Raw genomic sequence first — 22,566 nt, 5'->3', positions numbered from 1 at the left:
AAACGCAAAAAGGCAGCCCCGGAACCGGGACTGCCTTTCTGTCATGGCAAGTATACAGGGATCAGGCCCTGTGTATGGTCATAATCAGGCCTTTTCCGTTACCGCTGCGGCCGGTGTAAAGTTCACCTTGTCCGCGATGCGGTCTTCTTTATCCAGACGGTTGAGCTTGACCATCTCAAACCCCGTAATCCGGACGTAAACCTTTCCGTCCATATCGCAGAGGGTCAGGTCGTAGGTATTGGTTTCATCCCCCGACGCCTTTTTCTCCGTAATGCAGTAATAAGGCTTTTTCCGTTCCGGGGTGCCGTAAAAATCCATCTTATGAATCTTATAGGGCAGCACGGTTCTGGATGAGGTAAAGAACTCCAGCAGACCGCCGGTCTGGAACATGGCGTCCACCAGTACCGGGGCGGCGGTGAATTTCGGGTTCCGTACCCCCTTGAAGAACTCGGCATCGCTAATGTCGTTCAAGGTGGTGATCAGGGTGGTCCCGTCAAAGGAATTGATGTCCGTGATGGTCCCGAAGAGCCCGAACATGAACAAACGGCGGGGATGGTAGACCAGGGATGCAAGATCCCCTTCCCAGCTCACCCGGGAAAATTCGGGCAGCTCAATGGTCTTTTCCGCCAGGGGGGTTTCTGCAAACTGATAGGTACCCTGGTAATGGGTCTTGGGATCTCCCATGACCATACCGGCGGGGTTTTTAAACACCGAGGAAATCTCGCAGTCGAATCTGCCGTCTCCGGCAGATTTACCGGAGATCATCAAGGCCTTGTCCCGCCCCTTGAGCAGCTTGATTCCGTAGGGGATATGGAACCCGGACAGGCCGGTGAAATACGGTTTGTCATCGGATTGTACCCGGGCCACCTCGGCCATGGTCTCAATGCCGGTGGACCCCAGGAAAAGGGGGACATCCCCCATGGTATGGTCATTCAGGAAGATATCCCGTTCCAGGGTCAGGGTCCGGCCAAAGGTTGCGCCCTCACCGGTCTGCTCCAGGATGTCGTCCAGGAAGGGATAAGCCTTGTCGCTGGGATCCCCCAGCAGGCCGTCCACATCAAAGTCGTAATCCATGCCGGAAAAAACCATTTCAGACTCGGTTTTGTCCAGGAGGTCGGCCATGAAGAACTTCACGCCCTGGTCCATGGGCAGAAACTGGATGCCCCGGTCTTCCAATACCTTTTTCACCGTGGGGTTGGTGGCCATGCCCACCCCGCCCCATGCGGTCCAGGCATATACCTTGTAAGTCCGTTCCGGGTGGTCCAGGTTTTCTTTAACCAAGGTCTTGCCCAGAAAATCATTGGCTGCAGTATAATCCACCTGGCCCTGGTTGCCGAACCGGGCGGTGACGGAGGAAAAGGTAAAAAAGTACTTGTAATCCAGGTCCTTGGTAGCCCGAAGCAGGTTTCTCATTCCCTTAACCTTCACATCCACCACCAGTTCAAAGGACCAGAGTTCCTTTTTGGGGATGAACTGGCTCATCTCCATGCCGGCGGCGTGGAAGATGCCGTCGATGCGTTCGCATGAGTCCACCGCCTTTTTCACGGCATCATAATCGGTGACATCGGTGCAGATATACTCCACGCTGATGCCCTGGGCTTTGAGGTATTCTATATTTTCAACGGACTGGCGGACCCGCATGATCCGGTCCAGGGCCCGCTTGATTTCAACGGGTTTGACCCCGGGCATATCCTCCCTAAGAAGGGCCATGAGCCTGGGCTGATCCGCCGCCTTGTCCAGGTATTTGGCGTCGGTGGCATAGATATCGTTGATATCCAGGATCACCAGGTTGGTTTTATACCTGGCCACCACCTGCTTGAGGATCTCGTAGGTGATGCCCCCTGCCCCGCCGGTGACCAGCAGGGTGTCGTTTTCAGAGACCACCTGTTGGGTGCGGTCGGCAATGGACTGGTGCATGGAAAGTACATAGCGTTTCTTGTTGCCGTATCCGGCCTCGCACCGGTCATCGTCTCCCAGCAGTTCGCCCATGAACAGGTCCACAATGCGGGCCAGGCTCTTTTTGGGCTGCTTGTAGGAAAAATCCACCACCTTCACCCGGGTATCGGGCATTTCCTTATTCACGGTCTTCATCAGGCCGGATAGCCCTGCGAACATGGGATGGATCTCGCCGCAGCCCTCCATATAGGGGAAGACCACGGAGTCAAAGGCCATGGTGCCGATGATGTTGCCCTCCCGGTTCAGGTCATCGAAAAGATGCTTGACCAGCACAAAGGCAGATTTCACGGTGACGGAAAGCTCGGCATCCGAGGCAAACCCGGCGTTGTGGCGGTTAAAGTAAAAATCCAGCCCGGCCAGGTGGATAAACCCGTTAATGCCGGCAAGCTCCGTTTTCAGGGCGGCCATCTTCTCTTCCAGGGCCTTCACATCTGAAAGGTCAAGGACATGGTCGGCTTTCTGGCCCTTTTCCTTGTCTGCCCGGTGGGCCAGGGTGACGGCCCTGCCGCCCAGGGCCTCAATTCTCTTAATCACGGCTTTGGCAAATCCGTGGCTGTCCAGGGAAACCAGGATGGTCTTATCTTTAAGACCGGTGATCCTGGGGGCCGGTATTTCTGCCTCGTCCACCCGCACCACCAGGCGCTTGATGGGTGAGGCGGGATCCGGGAAGGGGTCGGCATCCTGGGGCGCCTGGGCGCCAGGTTCAGCAGCCGATACGGCGGCAGGCGGAGCCGTTTCCGGCGCCGACCCCGTGGCCGGGATCACCTCCGGTGAGGCGGCCGGAGCCGCCGCCGTTCTTTCCTGGATATAGGCAGAGAGCTTGGCAATGGTATTCAGGTCACGGAGCTTGAGGTCCTCGGGCACGGGGAAGTTAAAGGCGGCGGCCACTTTGGCAAAAATCTCCACCTGCTTCACCGTGTCGATGCCCAGGTCCGCTTCAAGATCCAGATCATCCTCCAGCATGTCGGCGCTGTAGCCGGTCTGCTGGGCAATCACCTCTTTGACGGCAGCGGAGACATCATTGCCGGGTACAGGTGTGCCGGTCCCGGGGGCGGCCCCGGCAGCAGGGGCAGCAGGGGCAGCCGGCGGTTCTGCAGAATCGGCCTGGCCGGTCTTCTCGGCAATATAGGCGCCCAGTTTGGCGATGGTGTTCAGATCCCTCAGCTTAAGATCATCGGGGACCGGAAAGTTAAAGGTGGCGGCGATCTTGGCAAAGATTTCCACCTGCTTCACCGTGTCGATGCCCAGATCCGCTTCAAGGTCAAGATCATCCTCCAGCATATCCTCGGCATAACCGGTCTGCTCGGCAATGACGGCCTTCACCGCCTGCACCGGGCCGGCGGCCGCAGCGGGAGCAACAGCTGCCTCTGCGGATCCGGGTCCTGCTGCAGGTGCAGCGTCAGCAAGGCCGGTCCGGTCGGTAATATATTCCGCCAGCTTGGCAATGGTGTTCAGATCCCGCAGTTTCAGATCTTCGGGTACGGGGAAGTTGAAGGTGGCGGCGATTTTGCCGAAAATTTCCACCTGCTTCACCGTATCAATGCCCAGGTCCGCTTCAAGGTCCAGATCATCTTCCAGCATATCCTGGGCATAACCGGTCTGTTCCGCAATGACGGCCTTTACCTGGTCCACGACCCCGCCGGCAGCAGACGCGGCTGCCGCCGGTGTTTCTGCCGGTGCAGCCGGAGCGGCAGGAGCACCGCTGTCCAGGCCGGTTTTATCCGCTATATAGGCCCCCAGCTTGGCGATGGTGTTCAGGTCCCTCAGCTTGAGGTCGTCGGGCACGGGGAAACCGAAATCAGAGGCGATTTTGCCGAAAATTTCCACCTGTTTCACTGTGTCGATCCCCAGATCCGCTTCAAGATCCAGGTCGTCCTCCAGCATGTCCTGGGCGTAGCCGGTCTGCTCGGCAATGATGGCCTTTACCTTGGCCACGGGCCGGGCCGCAGGGGCCAGGACCGGGTTGGCCGCAGAGGCGGCAGTTGCCGGTGCGGCTGATGCCGCAGCGATGGCAGGCGCGGGTTCAGGTGTTGCGGACGGTTTGATCTCCTGGTCACCGGCCACCACACACAGCGTGTTGTCGATCACCTTGAGTTCAGGATTCTGGCTGCCGGTGATTTTTCTCAGCCATCTCTGGTAGACCAGGTTGCCCCGCACCGGGTTTTCCTCCACCCGTTTGATGAACATAAAGGCAAAATGTGACCCGAACCCGGCGGAAAGATGGAGCCCGTATTCGGAATCAATCTTATCCTGCCCGGAGAAATTCAATTTTCTGAAATTCTTGGGCACCTTGGCCAGGTTGGCAATGGGGGGCGCCTTCCGCTTCTGGAGGGCCTTGACCATGACCACATCTTCGATGGCCGCCCCCAGGGTATGGCCGGTGAACCCCTTGGTATTGGAAATACAGATCTTATTCAGGTGGCCTGCAAAGGTGCTTTCCAGTGCCTGGACCTCGGCGTCGGCAGAGCCGCCCCGGGCCGGGGTATAGGTCTCATGGGACATGAACAGCAGCTTGTCCGCATATTCCTCTTTGGAGATGCCGGTCTGGCGTTCCACCTTTTCAATGAACTTCTGCATTTCCCTGGACATGTGGGGCACGTCGATGTTGTAGGCGTGGTAGGCGGAGTTGGCGATATGGGTGCCCAGCACCTCGGCCTGGCCGTTCATCCCGCGCCTGGCAGCAGAGGCCTGGTCTTCCACCACAAGGCCCACGGCGCCGGAGCCCAGGATGGTGCCGTTGCGGTCTTCGTCAAAGGGCTTGGCCGCTTCGGAAATCCGCTTTTTAATGGTGGCGGCGCCCAGGGCCAGGAAGCCGGAGCCGATCCACTGGTTCTGGTTGGGGGAGGTGGCGTTTTCGCCGCCCACCACCAGGACCCGCTTGCACCGGCCCACCCTGATCCAGTCCTCGGCAATGCCCATGGCCAGCGTCGTGGAGGCGCAGGCGGAAGAGACCAGGGTGTTGGGGCCTTTGGCCTTGATGATCTGGGCCAGGTGGGCCGATCCCAGGGGGCAGGCGTTGAGCAGGAAGTTCCGGTCAAACTTGTATTCACCCATGTCGCTGCGTTTCCGGGACTTGGCCTTGAAGAACCAGTCGGTGAGCCGGTCCTTGATCTCCACATCCCCGATCTTTTCCATAAGGAAGTAGTAGATTTTTTCAAACTCTTCATAGGGTTTGAGGAAGAGTTTTTCATAAAAATATTTTTCCAGCTCGGAAATCAGGGTTTCCCCATTGGGCCACAGCGAGGTGATGATGACGCCGGTCTCTTCCTGCATCTCCTCGGGCAGGGCAAATCCGTCGGGGATCATGGACCGTCCGTCCTTCATCTTCTTGTACTGCATCACCAGCGGGATGTTGGCGTCCTTGAGGGCCTCGATGCCGGCGGCGATGCCCATGGCCATGGCATTGTCATACTGGGCCTTGATGCCGTACTCGTCGGTGAGGTTAAAGTATCCCAACTGGCCTGCCAGGTGAATGACGTCCTCGGTCTTGGTGATCTGGACAAACCGTGCATTGCCGTCGGGCTGCTTGTAGAGCTTGGTGATGTTCTTGTCGGTGAGCTTGTGCATCTCGTCGGAATCCAGGGACTCAATGAAGTTCCTGCCGTTGAGGATGGCATCAAAGTTGTCTTCGGCAAAGACCCGGCGGGCTTTGCCGGGCAGGCCCACGGAGACACCGGAAATCAGCACCCGGTTGGTGTTGAACTGGAAGCGCTCCATGGCGGCCACGGCCGCATCTTTTTTCCGGCGCTGGTATTCCTTGAACAGGAGGCGGTCAATGGCTTCCTGGTTGTTCTCCTTAAATGACTCAAAATCTTCTGACATTGTAACTTCAGGTAATTCCTCTTCTTCCTGCACGGGTGCAGGGACAGTTTCAGGTGCGGGAGGGGCCGTGGGAACCGGGCGGGATTCAAAGAGGCTGTTGCAGCCCATGAGATAGTCCCGGCAGGCGGCAAAGGATTCTTCCTCGCCCTTGCGCCCGTCCACGGAGACGGCGGTGCCGAACTCCCCGATATTGATATTTTTCAACAGATTGACCAGCAGGCGGGCGGGCCCGATTTCAATGAAATGGGTCCGGCCGGAGACGTATACATGCTCGATGGATTTGATAAACTCCACGGGACTTGTAATCTGGCGGGCCAGCAGGTCCTTGACCGCTTCCGGATCCTCCGGGTAAGGGGCGGCCAGGGTATTGGAAATGATCCGGCCGTAGCGGGTCCGGTTAAAATTCAGGGTATCCAGGTAGGCCCGGAGCTCTTTGGCCGCCTCGTCCAGCATGGGAGTGTGGAAGGCGCCGGTGAGGTTAAGCTTTTTGTAAACCGCACCCTCGGTGGTGAGAAACTGGCAGAATGCCTCGATGGATTCGGCCTTGCCCGAGACGGCGGTCTGCTTTTCACTGTTCTTGTTGGTGATCCAGATGTCGGAAACAAAGGATTTGCGGATCAAGGCCGCGGTCTCCTTTTCATTCTTAAATACCACCATGATTTTGCCCGGATTCTTCAATGTGCTTTCGAACATGAGGTCGGACCGCTTGATGATCAGCTTCATGGCGTCTTCGAATCCCAGGATGCCCGAGCAGAACAGGGCGGTGTATTCGCCGACGCTGTGGCCGATGAAATAATCCGGAGAGAACCCTTCCCGGGCCAGGCGGCTGCATACTGCCGCAGAGGAGAGGAAGACCGCCGGCTGGGTGTTCTGGGTGGAGTTCAGGGCGTCGTCTTCGCCGAACATGAGGTCCAGCAGGGAATAGCCCCGCTGGGCCCTGAATATGGTTTCGCCCTTGTCCATCACCCTGCGGATTTCACTGTCGGATTCATAAAGGGTCTTCATCATGCCCGGCCGTTGGGCGCCCTGGCCCGAGAGCAGGGCCACCATGCGCAGCTTTTTGCCGCCGGGGCCGGCGGAATGGGCCGCGGCATCGGCAAGAACAATATCGTCACCGGACACCGCTTTAAATTCGGCTTCGATGACGGCGGGTTCTGCTGTTTGGGCTGCGGCACCGGCCCCTTCGAGTACCGGCGGCAGGCAGCCCATGATCAGATGGGCGTGGTTCCCGCCGATACCGTTGACATTTGCTGCAAAGCGCAGGGGCTGGCCGGGTGTCCGGTCAACGGCACGGCGGATGGGTTTCAAAATCCGGCATTCCTTGAGAATGGAGTGTTCCTCATCATAGTTGAAATCGGGAAGCAGCCGGCCGTTTTTGTTCATGAGCATAAGCTTGGCCATGGCCACCGCCGGGTTGGCCGCTTTGAAATACCCGAACTGGGGCTTGACGTTGCCGCAGCTCATCTCGTGGTCAAAGCATGCCTGGGTCACCTGTTTTTCGATGATATCCCCGAAGATGTTGGAGAAGGCAAAAAGGTCCAGGTGGTCAATGTCGGACTTTCTGATGCCGGCGGCCGCATAGGCTTCGTTGGTCACGGTCACAAAGGTCTGTTCCGAGGGGGCCAGCATATGGTCGGGTACGGAAGAGCGGACCGCGCAGGCGTTGATCTCTCCATAGATGTCCATGCCGGCTTCCCGGGCCTGTTTCAGGGTGGTGACCACATGGATGGCCGCCCCTTCGCCCATGACATAACCGTCAGCCCGGGAATCAAAGAAATTGCAGTCCCCTTCCGAGAGCAGCCCCAGCCGCTTGAAAGCCATGAGAACCGCCGGGTAAAGGTTGCAGTCCACGCCGCCGGCCAGCACAAAGTCCAGGTCTTTCTGCTTCAGGTGACGGATACCGTTGCGCAGGGCAATGGTGGCCGAAGCACAGGAGGCGTCGATGACGTAGTTGGCGCCGTTGAGGCCGAAGAAATTGGCGATCCGCCCTGAGATAATATTGGACAGCAGGCCCGGGGTGGTGTCCTCGTTGTTTTCGGGGATGGTTTCCCGAATCTTGTTCACCAGGTCCGAGGCCAGGGTTTTGGCGGTATCCTCTTCGAGGCCACCACAGTTTTCAATCACCCGGCGCAGGTAATTTTTACGGACCCGGATAACGTTCTTGCTCTGGCGTTCCCCGGCAATGGTGCCCAGGATGACCCCGGTACGCGCCGCCGCGCCGTCCACATTGAGCAGGCCGCAGTTTTCAAGGGCTTCTGATGCGGCTTCCAGGCCGAAGATCTGTCCCCGTTCAACGGATTCCACCATCTTGGGGGGCATGCGGTACTTGAGGTTATTGAACTTAAAGTCCGTAACCATCCCCGCCTTTACACGGGGCAGGTAATAAAAGGAATCCTTTCCCTGGTCGGTATAGCTGCCGTTGTCAAACCGGTCCGCCGGTATCCGGCCCAGCTGCTTCTCCCCTGAGGAGAGCTTGTCCCAGAATTCTTCCGTGTTTTTGGCACCGGGCAGGAAGACCCCGAGCCCGGCTACCACGATACGGTCGTCATTGAAGTCATAGGCGGTATCGGGAAAAATATCCCGCTGCAGGGGGACATAGGCATCGGTCATCTCTTCCACCACGGCATGGTAGTTGATCCCCCCGAACCCGTAGGAGGAGATGCCGGCCTTACGGCTAGTGCCCCCTTCCGGGGTCCAGTCCTGTGCATCCTTGACAATGAAAAGGGAAGACTTGCTCAAATCGTGTTTGTCGGACAGGGTTTCAAACCCGCCGTTGGGCGGCAGCATGCCTTTATTCACGGCCAGCAGCGCCTTGAGCATGCCGGCGGCACCGGCACAGCCAAGGAGATGGCCGATCTGTGATTTGATGGAAGAGATGCCGGCACCGGATTTATTGTATACGGCGTCCAGGGTGCCCAGTTCCACCTGATCCCCCACGGTGGTGGAGGTGCCGTGGGCTTCGATGAATCCGATGTCCTCCGGTTTTATATCGGGGCGGATACTGCCAAAGCAGCGTTCCAGGCTCATGACCTGGCCCTTGGGGTTGGGCGCGGCAATGGCTTTGCCCTTGCCGTCGGAACTGGAGCCGATGGCGTTGATGATGCCGAAAATTTTGTTACCGTCCCTGAGGGCATCCTTCATCCGTTTGAGGACATAGACAACAGATCCCTCACCCAGGATAAATCCGTCGGCCCGGCCGTCAAAGGGAAAGGACCCTTTGTCTGAAAGGGTGCCCATTTTGGCGAAGCCGATGAAGGACTCCGGGGCCAGGTGGGTGTTCACCCCGCCCACGACCACGGTGTCATGCTCTCCGGAGAGCAGTTCGTTGCAGGCCTCATCTATGGCGGTAACCGAAGAGGCGCAGGCCGCGTCCACAATATAGTTGGTGCCCCGGACGCCCAGGTGGCGGGCGATGCGGGAGGCTTCAATGTTGAGCAGGATCCCGTGGACCGGATCATACCCCTTGTTTTCTCCTTCCATCCCTTCAAACAGGGCCTGCTTTGCCTTTTCCTTCTCATCATCGCTTAAACGTTCAAAGGCCGGTAGTTTTTCCATCATGGAAAGGATTTCCGGATACCAGTATTTGAGCTGAAGATCGTTGCCCAGTTCATTGGAGAGGCAGGTGGCGATGATCACGGCAGTCCGCTTGGGATCTTCACAGATCATCCTATCGTTTTCATCCAGAAGCCCGGCGCTCTCCACGGCCTTGTAGGCGGTGGAAAGAACCATCTTCTGGCTGCGGGAGAGTTTTTTATCCTTGCCCTCGGCATAGCCGAAGCGCTCCCGGTCAAATTCAAAATGGTCCACATGGCCGGCCAGGTCCGTATAGGTCTTGTCCTCGGCCTTGCGGTTGGTGTCATAGTAAAGTTCCCGGTCCATGCGGGATTCGGGCATGGGGGCGATGGAGTATCGCTTGTCCAGGATATTCTGCCAGAGCTGGTCCGGGGTGTCGGCATGGGGAAGGGTGCAGCCCACGCCCACCACGGCGATCTCGTCGTGGATCCTGGACTTGGGACTGGAGAATGTTTCCAGACCGTTGAGGTGGGCAAAGAGCTGGGATTTGCCCGTGAAATATCCGTCGTGGATCTGCTGGATGGTGACGGGCTCTTTAAAGAAGGCCAGGCTGTCTCCCACGAGGAAGTTGCCTTTTTCACGGTGTTCCTCGCCTTCAAACCAGGTGTAATTCTCCTCGCCGGGATTTTTAAAATCCGGCAGAAAGCCTTTGGCGCCGATGAGCAGGGACCCGATATTCTTTTTTTCAAAGGAACGTTTCCGCTGGGACAAGGGCATTTTCTCCCGGATCATTTCGGCTTCATGGTCGGTCATCATTTTAGCAAAGGGGGTGGGGGCGGTTCTGGAGGCCAGCCCCAGGGTTTTGCCGATGACCACGGTTTTGTCCTGCTCAATGAGGATCTCCTGGTACTGCTTTTGTACCGCCTTGGTATCGACGATCTCCTTGGCAAAGAGATAAGCCGTGCCCACCTGAAGGCCGATCTTGGCCCCCCGGGCAGCCAGAAAAGAGGTCATGCCGGAGATGAAAAAGGAGGCGAACCGGGTGGTGATGCCCCCGGCAAAAACCAGGTAGAGGCTGGAGAGGTCACGGCCGCCGTTGATGAGACTGGCAATGGCCGCTTCCCAGAGCACCATGGAAGTCAGTGACCCCACATGGCCGCCGGCCTCACCCCCTTCGAAGATGAACCGGGTGCAGCCGTTTTCAATGGCGTTGTCCATCATGGAAACCGACGGGGTGTGCAGATAGGTTTTGGTGCCCGCCTTTTCCAGTTCAACGGCCTGGGAGGGGATGCCGCCGGCAAAGAGGGCGTAAGGCACATTATACTCTTTTACCATATCCAGGTGGGCGGCCACCTGGGGATTGAAGGCCTCAATGCCCACCAGGCCGGCACCGAAATTATCCAGTTTTTCGGCACCGGATTTAATCATGGTATCGGCCAGGTCCACGGGCAGGCTGCCCACGGCAAAGAAAGGCAGCGCGCCGGCCTCAAGGACTTGGGCGGCAAATTCCGCATTGTCTGAGATATTGGCCATGGGGCCCTGGATCAGGGGATAGGCGGTATTCTGGTCCTTGGCAAAGGGGGAATTCTTTTTAACGGGATCATGGCGGTCAACCTGATCCAGATGGCCCCCCAGGGTGGTAAAAAAGCGGTCGATAATCTCCGCCAGGGAGTCTGATTCCTTCACAAATTCCTTGGCAAATATGCCGTCCTGGCCCAGGTAGAACAGGGACTGGATAAAGGAAGCGTCCGGGTTATCCAGGGCGGTCATCTTTTCGGCAATGGCCGGATAGATGTCCCCCTCTTCTTTGTCGGAAAGCAGGACAGCCTCTTCCTTCAGGTCCTTCACCACTTTGGTGCCCAGTTTGGCAAAAACCCGGTAGATGCCTTTTTCCCTGAAGGTGATCTCGGTGGAATCCCCTTCGTCCAGCCCGGCCAGCAATTTCTTGAAATCATCGGACACCGGTGCTTCCTTGGCCAGCAGCAACTGGCTGTCCATGACAAAGCCGGAGACACCGGCGGCCAGCATCCCGGCTGCGGTATACTGCCCCACGCCGCCGTGGACAAAAAGCGGCAAGGGTGAATGTTTCAGGTACCACTGCATGAGAATGAAGGAAGAGTACCTGGACACCCGCCCGGCCGCTTCGTTGCCTTTCACCACCAGGGCGTGGGGATCAAGGTCCCTTATCTCTTCGGTCAGGCCGATATCCCTGAGTTCAAGGATGATTTTGGTACTGTTAAACCGTTTCAGGTCTGCCGGGGTATCCCCCTTGCTTAAGGGCACCACCAGGGCGTCCAGATTTTTAATATTTTCCCGTCTCAGGGTATGGATAATATCAGGGTCGTGGGCAGAAAGGCGGAGGCCGAACTGCAGGTTTTCGCCGGCAAGCAGCAATGCTTTCTGAATGATGTCATCCCTGCTCAAAAATTCGGTATCGAAAACCGGCAGGGCCCCGGCATTGTAAATGGCATGAAAATATCTGAGGTCAAAGACTTTGACTGGGGTATGAACCATCAAAGGCAGTCTTGAATTCAGTATTCTTCTAATCATGTAAATTCTCCATTTAAGGTTAAAAAAATAAACGTCCCCCCATACGTATCAAAGAGCGTGCCAACACAACCAAAACCAGATATTTTCCCATAAGCATCTGAATTAAAGTCAGTTACCCATGCAGCTGCCCGCCCCTTCATTTTTTATTTTTCCGCCAGGTTTGCATTTTATGATCACGACGTGTACAAATATGCACATTATACATTTTGAAATCAAAAATAAGGATTGCCCATGGCCCCGCCACTGAAACTGGCCCAGGAAGAAAGACATTTTTTTAAAACCGTGTACAATGCCGCCTTTGCCAACCCCTTCTCACGGCTGAGGGAACGGCTGGACCAGCGCATTGCAGGCTATTTTCCCTCCGCCTCCCGCAGGGAGAGCAAGGACATGTGCTATCGGGAGGTGGACCGGCGGCTCACCATGCTGGAAAAGCTTCACAAATGCAATATTGACGCATACCGGGAGGAGGACAGGGAGCTGCTCCGGGTGGTCTATTTCTTTGATATCTTCCACAAGTTCAGGGAAAGATTCGACCGGCACATCAAAGAGCAGATTGAGGCCGGGGACACACCGGTAAAGGCGGAGTTTGTGGATGAGGCCAAAACCATGTGGGCGGCCAAGGGATTTGATACGGAGCAATTCTACCACTACTTCGCCCTCTCCTTTCAACTGCGCCGGGCCTTTTATTTTATTTCCAACACCCTGGTGGGCACCAGCCCCTGCATGCGGATCCTGAAAAAGCATCTGTGGTACAATGTCTTTACCTATAATATAGGACTGTACGACAGGTATCTGTGGAACCGGATGGAGGATTTCTCCACCCTGCTGCTTGGAGAAACCGGCACGGGAAAAGGCACGGCGGCCAACGCCATCGGCCGAAGCGGGTTCATCCCCTTTGATCCCAAAACCAAATGTTTCGCCCAGAGCTTTACCCGGGCCTTTTCCTCCCTGAACCTCTCCCAGTACCCCGAGACCCTGCTGGAATCAGAGCTCTTCGGCCATACCAAGGGGGCCTTTACCGGGGCCGTGGAGAATTACCAGGGGGCCTTTTCCCGGTGCAGTCCCTACGGCGCCATCCTCCTGGATGAAATCGGTGAAATCCCCAACCACGTCCAGATCAAGCTGCTGAGGGTACTCCAGGAACGCCATTTCATCCCGGTGGGCGCCCATGCTGCGGAACGGTTCAACGGACGGGTCATCGGGGCCACCAACCAGCCCAGAAAAAAAATCATGGACGGCGATGTCTTCCGGGATGATTTTTACTACCGGCTCTGTTCGGATATCATTGAGGTCCCTCCCCTGCGTCAGCGGATCAAGGAGGATCCCCAGGAACTGGACCACCTGCTGGGATTTGTTATCCAGCGCATGACCGGGGCCCATGCCCCCAAACTCATTGAAAAGGTAAAACGGATCATCACACGGAACCTGGGGGAAGATTACCCCTGGCCCGGCAATGTCCGGGAACTGGAGCAGTGCGCAAGAAGCGTATTGCTGAGGCGGGACTACAACGGCAAGGCCACAGCGGATCCGGGAAAACTGGAACTGGCGGAGACCCTGGCCCAGGGGATTGAACAGGGAAGCATCGCCGTGCCGGATCTGGTGGCCGGATACTGCAAACTGCTCTACGACGCCCTGGGCACCTATGAGAAAACGGCCAGAAAAACAGGGCTGGACCGCCGAACCGTAAAAAAATACATCACCGGTTACCAGGCCCCATCCCCTCAAAAAAAGACCAAAAGAATTATTGACCCGGCCTCCTGAAAGATTTATCAATAGGCAGACACTGCGTTGACACAGTTAACCCTGTTGACACTTAAAAAGGATTGACCTCATGCTGGATTTTCTTCCCGGCCCCTTGAAAGGGGCACTCTCATTCCTCGGCTATCTGCTGAACACAGTGACCCTTACCGTTCCGCTGATCCTGGCTTCCCTTTTAAAATTCATTATTCCAATGAAAGGATTCCTCGTTTTCCTGGACAGGTTCCTCATCGGCATCGCCACCCTGTGGATCAGTATTAACGGAATGAATTCGGCCCTGTTCAACAAAATCCAATGGGATGTGAGGGGCCTGGACCGGCTGAACAAAAAAGACTGGTACCTGGTCATCTCCAACCACCAGTCATGGGTGGACATCCTGGTGCTCCAGAAGGTCTTCAACCGCAGGATCCCCATGCTCAAATTCTTCCTGAAAAAAGAACTGATATGGGTCCCCTTTCTGGGCCTTGCCTGGTGGGCCCTGGATTTTCCATTCATGAAACGGTATTCCAAAAAGTTCCTGGCAGCCAACCCCCACCTGGCCGGCAAGGACCTGGAAAGCACCCAAAAAGCCTGTGAGAAATTCAAACACACACCGGTTTCCGTGATGAATTTTGTTGAAGGCACACGGTTCACCCCTGAAAAACACCAACGGAAAGACTCCCCGTACACCCACCTGCTCCCCCCCAAGGCAGGGGGCGTGGGCTTTGTCCTTGGGGCCATGGGCCAGTACCTGCACAAAGTCATCAATGTAACCATTGTCTATCCGGGCGGCATTCCCAACTTCTGGAACTTTATTTCAGGCGGGATGAAACAGGTGGTGGTGGATATTGAGGTATCACCCGTGGAGGCCGCCCTTGTAGGGGATTATTTCGGAAATGAGGACTTCAGATCCCGATTCTGTGACTGGCTCAACCGGCTGTGGCAGGAAAAAGATGAAAAAATAAAGCGGCTCGGCGGCGGTCCGGAAAACAAACGATTGCCGGAAAACGGATCAACGACGGAAGGGATGCTGAAAACGGGGCAGAAAACCGGCCATAAAATAAATCAGTAATTATCCACCTTCATGCGGTAGGCGGGCCGCCCCCCGGACTCGTCATCGCTTTGGGCAAGCACCTCTGTAATCCGGGCATGGCGGATCATTGTGTCCACCGTGAGATCGGAATGCTTGCCCATAATCCTATTCCCCGATAACAGGGCGCCCTCAACCAGCACCTGGGGCTTTCCGGGATTATCCCTTGACCATCGGGTCAGATTGTTCCGTTCTTCGGTAAGATTTTCCAACAGGGTTTCAAACCGGTGTATTTCCCTGTCAATTTTTTTGATGAGAGCGTCAGCGGCATCTATTTTAGTGAAGCAACGGTCAATGGATTCCTCGGCCTCCCGGGCAGATGTTTCTAATGCTTCAAGCTTTTTTTCCAACTCCCGGCGTACGGCGGCACCGGCCGGATCATTCATCTGCTTGCGGATCTCGGCCTGCTCCAGCTGGGACCGGTCCTGGACATGGGCCAGTTTGGAAATATCCTGTTGAAGGGCATCTTTTTTGGCCCCGGACTCGGCCTTTTTTCCCTCCAGCTTGAGTATTTCTTCTTTGGTTTCAGCTGTTTTACTCTTATTCTGGGCCAGTTCCCTTGCCGTAAAGGCGTCGTACCCCACCTTGATCACCGAAGGGGCGCCCATCTCGGTGCCGATATTCTGAGCTGCCAGCCCCATCTTGGCCGACACCTTGGAGGAAATCAATTTCCCCCGGATAATTGAGCAGGCGCCGCCGGCATCAATGGTGGAGTCCACAATTTCTTTCTCCACATAGACATCCCCCATACATATAATCTCAGAGGAAAGAATGAATTTGGCATAGACATTTCCCCGGGCATAAATTTTGCCTTCATTGATCCCGCCGGCCACTTTAAGGTCTCCGTCGGCTTCCACGATGCCACCGTCAAGCTCTATGGCGGTAATATCGCTGCCCCTGACCTTAAATCCTGATTTGATGCAGCCTTTGACATTCACTTTGCCGTCAAATTCAATATGCCCGGTCTCATAATCCACATCCCCGCCGGTGGTGTATTCTTCATGGACAAACACCACCCCGCCCAGGGAATACTTGGGGTATCCCCTCACCCCTGCCAGCAGCTTGAACCCGTCTTCGGAAAGCAAGGCACCCTTTCCGAACTTCAGGGGCTTGTCCTTTGAGGGGACCATATGGACATCCTCGCCGTATAAATTCAACCCGGGCCGTTCCTCTACCCTGGGTGTTTTTTCCGCCAGTACCGTTCCCTTTTCCACCAGGGGGACTTCGCCCCGCTGCTTAAAATCGATATTTCCCTCTTCATCCATGCCCCCGGCCTTGAGGTAATCGGTGTTAAAGAAAAATTCCACCTTGGCATCTTTGCCCTCAATGGGGCGAATCCCCTTGGCCACCCTGAATGACTGGGTTTTGAAACCCGAAGACCTGACAAACCCCTCGATTAATTCATCTGCCGCCAGTCCCGAAACAATGCCCCTGTCAATCAGGGCTTCTCTAATTGCCTGGGCAGGCACATCCGGATCGAACTCCGGGGTTTTGGTCAGAAAGGCCGCCATAAGATCTCCGGCCACCTGCAGTTGAATCCCGCCGATGATCAGTTCCGGAGGCAGGAGTTCAGGCGGATCAGGTTTAACGGCCTCCTTTTCCGGCGCGCCCTCTTTCTTTTCTGCAGCCGATGCATCCCGGCTCCCATTCTGATCGCCGTTATCTCCGTTTCCGGGCTTGGGTTTCCTGTTCTGCATCTTGAGAATCATATCCCGCTGACTTTCCGTAATCAGCCCGGCTTCCACCATCATGTCCCCTATTCTCCGGGGCTTTTTCCCCTGCTTCAGGTCATCTTCCTGATCCTCAAGCGCCAACTCCAGGACACTTTTATTGATAAACCCCTTGGATACGGCAATGGCACCGAATTTAAACTCTTTCTGGCGGATGGAAATGGCTTTGGCCGCCACGGCCAGACGCTGGATGTTTTTTTTGGAAATCAGCTCCTCGGAAAGGAAATATGACCGCAGGGCCTCTTCAAGATCAGACGCATCCTTGCACCGATCCAACCCGGTTTCAAGATCCGCATCGGTAATCAAGCGGTTTTTTACGGCCAGTGTCCCGAACAGGGGAACAACGGCTTTTTTTACGGGCCCGTCTGTCATGGCACCTCCGAAAGGGTATTAGATTAAGACCGCCAGCACCCCCGCCAGTATAAACAACGATTCAAAAAGTATCTCATAGGGGCCGCCCGACAAAAAGCGGTCTTCTCTGTAGGCTTTGATCAATAAAAGCATGAAAACCGGCACCAAGGCAAGCCATACCAGCATTTTTCCGGCGGTCAGACAAAAAGCGCCCATAACCGGCATGGCCGCCGTGAGCAACAGGGTGTAGCGGATAACCTTCAGGCTTTTGGCTTCTCCAAGAAGGATGGGCAGGGTTTCCTTGCCCGCAATCCGGTCCCCTTGAACGGCAAGAATGTCCACAAAGGCCGTCCTGGAAAAGACAAGGCCTGTGGCAAAGAGAAAGGCGATAAGGGTTGCCGGCCATCCGCTTTTGTCAACCAGAGCCGGCAGCAGGGCGGTAACCACGCCCCAGGCCGCAGCAATGAGGATGGTCTTGGAACCGGGCAGATCCTTGATCCGGTAAAATCGCCTGCCCCCCATGAACCTGGGGATGATATTCAGGTCATATGAGAGCCCCAGCAGACTCATGGTAAATACCACCCAGAAATACACCGCGCCCTGGCCATGGGCCATATAAAGACCGGCCAGGCCCGAAGTCGCCGCAAGTCCCCACAGCCATGGTTTATGATCCTTATAAAATGCAGCGCGGTCCGGTTTATTATAGGTATCGGATTTCACCGTCATCATATTGTTCACAATCTGCATGGACAGGACATAGCACATGGCAATGGCGGCATGGAAATAGGCATCGCTTCCCTGCCTGATCCAGGCGGCGCCGAATGTAAGGCAGGCAGCCCCCAGGGCCAGCAGCAGGTTGGTCTTCATGAGCACATCCATGGCGCCAATAAATCTTCCGACCACCGGGCGGTTATGCCTCAGGGTCTGGTCCACCTTCTGGCAGGTATCCTTGATAATCCAATTGGGGGTTGAGGCGCCGGCGGTGATGGCAATGGCATTGGCCCCGGCCAATTGATCATAATCCAGTTCAGCGGCGGATTCGATATGGGTGGACGGGGTGCCTGTTTCCAGGGCCACCTGGGCCAGGCGCCGGGTATTCCCGCTCTCCTTCCCCCCCACAACAATGACGGCATCGTGGGTTTTGGCCAGTTCCCTCACCTCGTTCTGCCGTTTTTCCGTGGAGCCGCAGATGGTGTCAAAAATCTCGTAATGGGGGGCGTTCTCACGGCACCAGGTTTTGATCTCTTCGTAGAACTTGGTATTCTGGGTGGTCTGGGCCACCACAACGGCATTTTCAAACCCGGGAAGGGCTTGAAGCTGGGCCATGGAAGTAACGGTGTGCCCTTTTCCCCTGGCATAGCCCAACAGCCCCACCACCTCGGGATGTTTTTTATCTCCGATGATGATGGTGGCAAAGCCCTTTTTGGCGTATTTTTTAATGATGACCTGAACCCGGACCACCCTGGGGCAGGTGGCGTTGATCACAGTAAATCCCGCATTGGCAAGGGCGGTCTCATCTTCGGGGGGCACGCCGTGGGCGCGGACCAGGACAATGCCCTCCCCCTTTTCAGGGATGGCGTCCAGCCGGTGGATCTCTTTTCCTTCCAGCATTTCAAGGACCTGGGGATTATGGATCAGGGGGCCATAGGTAAAAATGGGCTCGTCGGACTGGTTGGCGGCATCCAGAACCATATCTACCGCCCGCCGGACGCCCATGCAGAATCCGGCTGTTTTAGCAATGGAAATTTTCATGAAAGGGTGCTCAGCAGCTCCACAAGGCGGTTGAATTCGGAACCGGACTTAAATTTGATTTCTATTTTACCCTTTTCCCCGTTTTTCTTGATGTTGACCGGGCTGTTAATCCGGGTGGAAATCCGGGTGGATGTCTGCTCCAGAAACCGTCGTTCATCCGCTGTCATCTTTTGGGCCAGCTGTCTGGGTTCCTGCTTGGCCTGGTTGACCAGCCGCTCGGTTTCCCTGACGGAGAGTTTGCGTTCCAGCACCTGCTTGAACAGGTAAAGCTGGTTTTCCTCGGATCCGCCGCCCAGTAGCGCCCTGGCGTGGCCCATGGAAATCTTCTCGGCCACCAGACTCTCTTTGATCTGCTGGGGCAGGCTGCGCAGCCTCAGCAGATTGGCAATGGTGGAACGGTTCTTCCCGATTTTCCGGGCCACCTTTTCCTGGGTATAGCCGAATTCGTCAATCAACCTGAAATAGGCCTCGGCCTCTTCAAGCACATTGAGGTTCTCCCGCTGGATATTCTCAATGATGGAGACTTCAAGCACCTGCTCGTCGGTGAGGTCCAGGATGATCACAGGCACCTCGGTAAGCCCGGCCGCCTTGGCCGCCCTCAGCCGCCGTTCCCCGGCGATGAGTTCATAGGCCCCGTCCATTTTCCGAACCAGCAGCGGCTGGAGCACCCCCTGCTGGGCGATGGAATTTTTCAGCCGTTCTAGCTCATCCTCACTGAACCGGGTTCTGGGCTGGTACCTATTGGGGCTGATCTCCCCCACGGCACAAAAGAAAAAATCAGAACTGGCTTCGGGTTTTTCCAGGTCAAAATCAGGAATGAGGGCAGAGATTCCCCGGCCAAGGCCGGTGTGTTTCTTTTTCTTTTTCATCATCGTTTCAGCAGTTCCCTTGCAAAAGCCATATAACTCTTAGATCCCTGGGACATTTTATCGTACAGGATTATGGGCAGACCGTAGGAGGGGGCTTCTCCCAGCTTCACGTTCCTGGGGATCTTGGTTTTGAAAACCAGATCCTGGAAATATTGCCTGGCGTCATCCACCACGTTCTGGGAGAGGTTGGTCCGCTTATCAAACATGGTCAGCAGGATGCCTTTGATCTTCAGCCCCGGGTTAAAGGATTGTTTCACCCGTTTAATGGTATCCAGCAGCTGACCCAGCCCTTCCAGGGCAAAGAATTCACTTTGCAGGGGGATCACCACGGAATGGCAGGCGGCAAAGGCATTAAGGGTTAAGAGACTCAATGCCGGCGGGCAATCAATGATAATAAAATCGAACCGGTCGGCCAGAGGTTCCAGAAGCGTTTTCAGCCGGGCTTCCCGCCGGGGGGCAGACATCATCTCCACCTCAAATCCGATAAGATCCACATTGGCGGGAATAAGCATGAGTTTTTTAATCATGGTGGGCTGTAAAATCTCTTCGATATCTGCGTCACCGATTAATCCGTGGTAAAGTGATGCGGGCAGGGAGGGTTTGTCAACGCCGAGGCCGGTTGTGGCATTGGCCTGGGAATCACAGTCAACAAGCAGAACCTTTTTACCCAGCTTGGCCAGGGCTGCGGCAAGATTCACCGCTGTGGTTGTTTTACCGACCCCGCCCTTCTGGTTTGCAATACTGATAATCTGAGTCATAATCCGATTTTATTATCATAATTAAAGAGCCGTGGCAAACAGATACAGCGCCTCAAATCCGTAAATTCCGTCGAGGCAAAACCAGGGGCAAATCGGATTTAAAATGCGCCCTAAAAAAAGGGCGGCAAACGACAATGGGCCCTCCGGGCGGTATACCGGCAACACCGCATATATCCGGCCCGCAAGGCCCATTGAAATATCAAACCCTGATGCTCAGGAAAAAATCATTCAAGCTTAAAAGAAACTTTCAGCTTTGTACGGTAGCCGATGATCCTATTGTCCTCCAGGCGCATGTCCATCTGGATCACCTCGGCCACCCGTATATCCCGGATGGATTTATCCACGGTGGCAACAGCGGCCTTGGCGGCATCTTCCCATGATGTTTCAGAAAACCCCACCACTTCGATAATTTTGTAAACACTTGTTTCCATGACACTCTCCTTTTATAAAATCAGGTTATAAAAAAAGGCAGGTACAAGTTCAGAGTGAGAAGATAGAATAGGGAATTGCGGAATCAACCTGATTTATCATACAAGGCTTATGGGCATTTGAAAAGCTTAAAAAATTAAATGCCCTCATCCAGAATTTTCCGGATCATCGCCAGCAGTTCCTCTCCCACCACCGGTTTCTGGACAAATTTTCGGATCCCCATCCTAAGGGCCTTGTTTTTTGAAATTTTATCGCTGTAGCCCGTGCAAAGCAGTACGGGCATATGGGGGCTGGCCTCCAGAATCTTCAAAGCCAGTTCTTCACCGCTCATCACCGGCATGGTCATGTCGGTGATCACCAAATCGAACCCTCCGGGAGTATCAAGGAATTGGGACAAGGCCTGCCCGGGGGTTGAAAACTCCGATACATGGTAACCGTAATCCCTCAAAAGCTCCGAGGTTGAATCCAGAATGCTCTTTTCATCATCAACAATCAAAATGTGTTCGGCGCCGCCTGGTATGTCAAAATCTTTCCGGACCGCCCCCTTTTCGCCGCTGTTTCCCGTAGAAACCTTAGGGAAAAACAATTGAAAAGCGGTGCCTTTTCCCGGCGTGCTGTCGGCCTGGATATATCCCTTATGCTCCTGGACAATCCCCAGGACAACGGAGAGCCCGAGGCCGGTTCCCTCCTTGATTTTCTTGGTTGTGAAATAGGGCTCAAAAATCTTGTCCAGAACCTCTTTTTCCATCCCGACGCCGTTATCCCGGACCTCAAGCCTCACATAATCCCCCTTTGGCATATCGGGGAATTGTGTCACAGCCTGGCTGTCCAGCCCCACATCTGTCAGGGTAAGATGCAGTTGGCCGCCGTTTTCCCTCATGGCATGGGATGCATTGGTGCATAAATTCATGACAATCTGGTGAATCTTGGTGGGTTCGGCCATGACATAGCTTTTGGAGGTGATCTCCTGGATAATATCGATGGACGCAGGCAGGGATGAGCGCAAAAAACCTGTGACTTCCTCAACCACCTCCCTTAATTTCACCGGTACTTTTTTATACTCGGCTTTCCGGCTGAAGGTAAGTATCTGCTGAATCAGGTCAGAGGCCCGGCTGGCCCCTCTATATATCTGGGCCAGCCTATCCTTTGCTTTTTCCGGGTCATCCAGACATCTTTCCGCCAGCTGGGTATAGCCAAAAATACCCGACAGAATATTGTTGAAATCGTGAGCAATACCGCCGGCAAGGGTGCCGATGGATTCCATTTTCTGGGACTGCAGCAGGCGCTGCTCAATTTCTTTCTTCTGCACTTCCCCCCGGCGCTGGACAATGACAACGGCCAGGGTATTGGCTGCGGCCATGAGAAAATCCTCTTCCCATTCACTCCTTTCATGGCCCGGCTTTAAATAGATATTGAGAATGCCCAGGGTTTCTGCCTTGGCGACCAAGGGGATGCAGTAATGGCCGTGGTCCTGGATACCGGGAAAGGAGATTTCGTGACGGCGGTCAATATGTGCGGCGTATACAATTTTTCGTTCAAGCGCCGCACGCCCGCATAGGCATTTCCCAAAGGGGATGGACCGGCATTGCTTTTCAAGGGCTTCAGGAAAACCCCTCTGGGCCTTCAAAACCAGTATCCCAGGCTCATCCCCCACCAAATGAATACTGCCCTGGGATTCAAATGCCAGCCAGGGAATAGACAAAAGCAGATCAAGGCTGTGATCCAATATCTCCTGGATGGAGGAATCCGTCATTGCCTCCTGCAGGATCCGATTCGCAACGGTCTGGGTATCATAGCTTCTCTGAAGGCGGTTTTCTGTCACCCTGTGATTCTCAATTTCAGCTCTCAATATCCGGTTGGTATCTTTTAACTGTCTCTGGTTGCCGGACAATTTATCATTGGCCGCAACGGCCTCCTTGTAGGCCCGGTCAAGGGAACGGATCATTTTACCGATCAAGAAAATCCCCAACAGCACATAAACGGCACCGGAAACAAAAATAATGCTTACA

General features: G+C 55.2%; 9 protein-coding genes. 2 read left to right on the top strand and 7 right to left on the bottom strand.

What is annotated here, in order from left to right; all coding sequences use genetic code 11:
* Positions 1 to 84 precede the first annotated feature (84 nt).
* Positions 85 to 11,841, bottom strand: a complete 11,757-nt coding sequence (locus HUN04_21860) for an acyltransferase domain-containing protein (protein WDP92222.1) — start codon at positions 11,839 to 11,841, stop codon at positions 85 to 87.
* Between the two features lie 231 nt (positions 11,842 to 12,072).
* Between HUN04_21860 and HUN04_21855 the strand changes: the two genes are divergently transcribed.
* Positions 12,073 to 13,602 (top strand): sigma-54-dependent Fis family transcriptional regulator, encoded by a 1,530-nt coding sequence (locus HUN04_21855; GenBank protein ID WDP92221.1) that lies wholly within the window; start codon positions 12,073 to 12,075, stop codon positions 13,600 to 13,602.
* 70 nt (positions 13,603 to 13,672) lie between these two features.
* Positions 13,673 to 14,650 (top strand): acyltransferase, encoded by a 978-nt coding sequence (locus HUN04_21850; GenBank protein WDP92220.1) that lies wholly within the window; start codon positions 13,673 to 13,675, stop codon positions 14,648 to 14,650.
* Here the strand turns inward: HUN04_21850 and HUN04_21845 are convergent.
* The 6 genes from HUN04_21845 to HUN04_21820 all read right to left on the bottom strand — a co-directional run bounded on the left by HUN04_21845 (position 14,644) and on the right by HUN04_21820 (position 22,514).
* Positions 14,644 to 16,770 carry a DUF342 domain-containing protein gene (locus HUN04_21845; GenBank protein WDP92219.1) on the bottom strand — a complete coding sequence of 709 codons (2,127 nt, stop codon included), beginning with the start codon at positions 16,768 to 16,770 and terminating at the stop codon, positions 14,644 to 14,646. The two genes, HUN04_21850 and HUN04_21845, sit on opposite strands and share 7 nt — an antisense overlap.
* An 18-nt stretch (positions 16,771 to 16,788) precedes the next feature.
* The gene (gene ispH / locus HUN04_21840) at positions 16,789 to 18,501 is read right to left on the bottom strand and encodes a 4-hydroxy-3-methylbut-2-enyl diphosphate reductase (protein ID WDP92218.1); all 1,713 of its coding nucleotides are present in this window, start codon (positions 18,499 to 18,501) and stop codon (positions 16,789 to 16,791) included.
* Positions 18,498 to 19,373, bottom strand: a complete 876-nt coding sequence (locus tag HUN04_21835) for a ParB/RepB/Spo0J family partition protein (GenBank protein WDP92217.1) — start codon at positions 19,371 to 19,373, stop codon at positions 18,498 to 18,500. Before HUN04_21835 ends, ispH begins: the two co-directional genes overlap by 4 nt.
* A complete protein-coding gene (locus tag HUN04_21830) occupies positions 19,370 to 20,128 on the bottom strand; it encodes a ParA family protein (protein ID WDP92216.1) in 759 nt (252 codons plus the stop codon). Before HUN04_21830 ends, HUN04_21835 begins: the two co-directional genes overlap by 4 nt.
* A gap of 224 nt (positions 20,129 to 20,352) precedes the next feature.
* Positions 20,353 to 20,559, bottom strand: a complete 207-nt coding sequence (locus HUN04_21825; GenBank protein WDP92215.1) for a dodecin domain-containing protein — start codon at positions 20,557 to 20,559, stop codon at positions 20,353 to 20,355.
* Between the two features lie 134 nt (positions 20,560 to 20,693).
* Positions 20,694 to 22,514 (bottom strand): response regulator, encoded by a 1,821-nt coding sequence (locus HUN04_21820; GenBank protein WDP92214.1) that lies wholly within the window; start codon positions 22,512 to 22,514, stop codon positions 20,694 to 20,696.
* Positions 22,515 to 22,566: the final 52 nt, after the last annotated feature.

The organism is Desulfobacter sp. (genome assembly GCA_028768525.1).
Taxonomy (GTDB): domain Bacteria; phylum Desulfobacterota; class Desulfobacteria; order Desulfobacterales; family Desulfobacteraceae; genus Desulfobacter.
The sequence above is the reverse complement of the archived record's forward strand: the minus strand, read 5'-3'. Positions and strand labels throughout refer to the sequence as shown.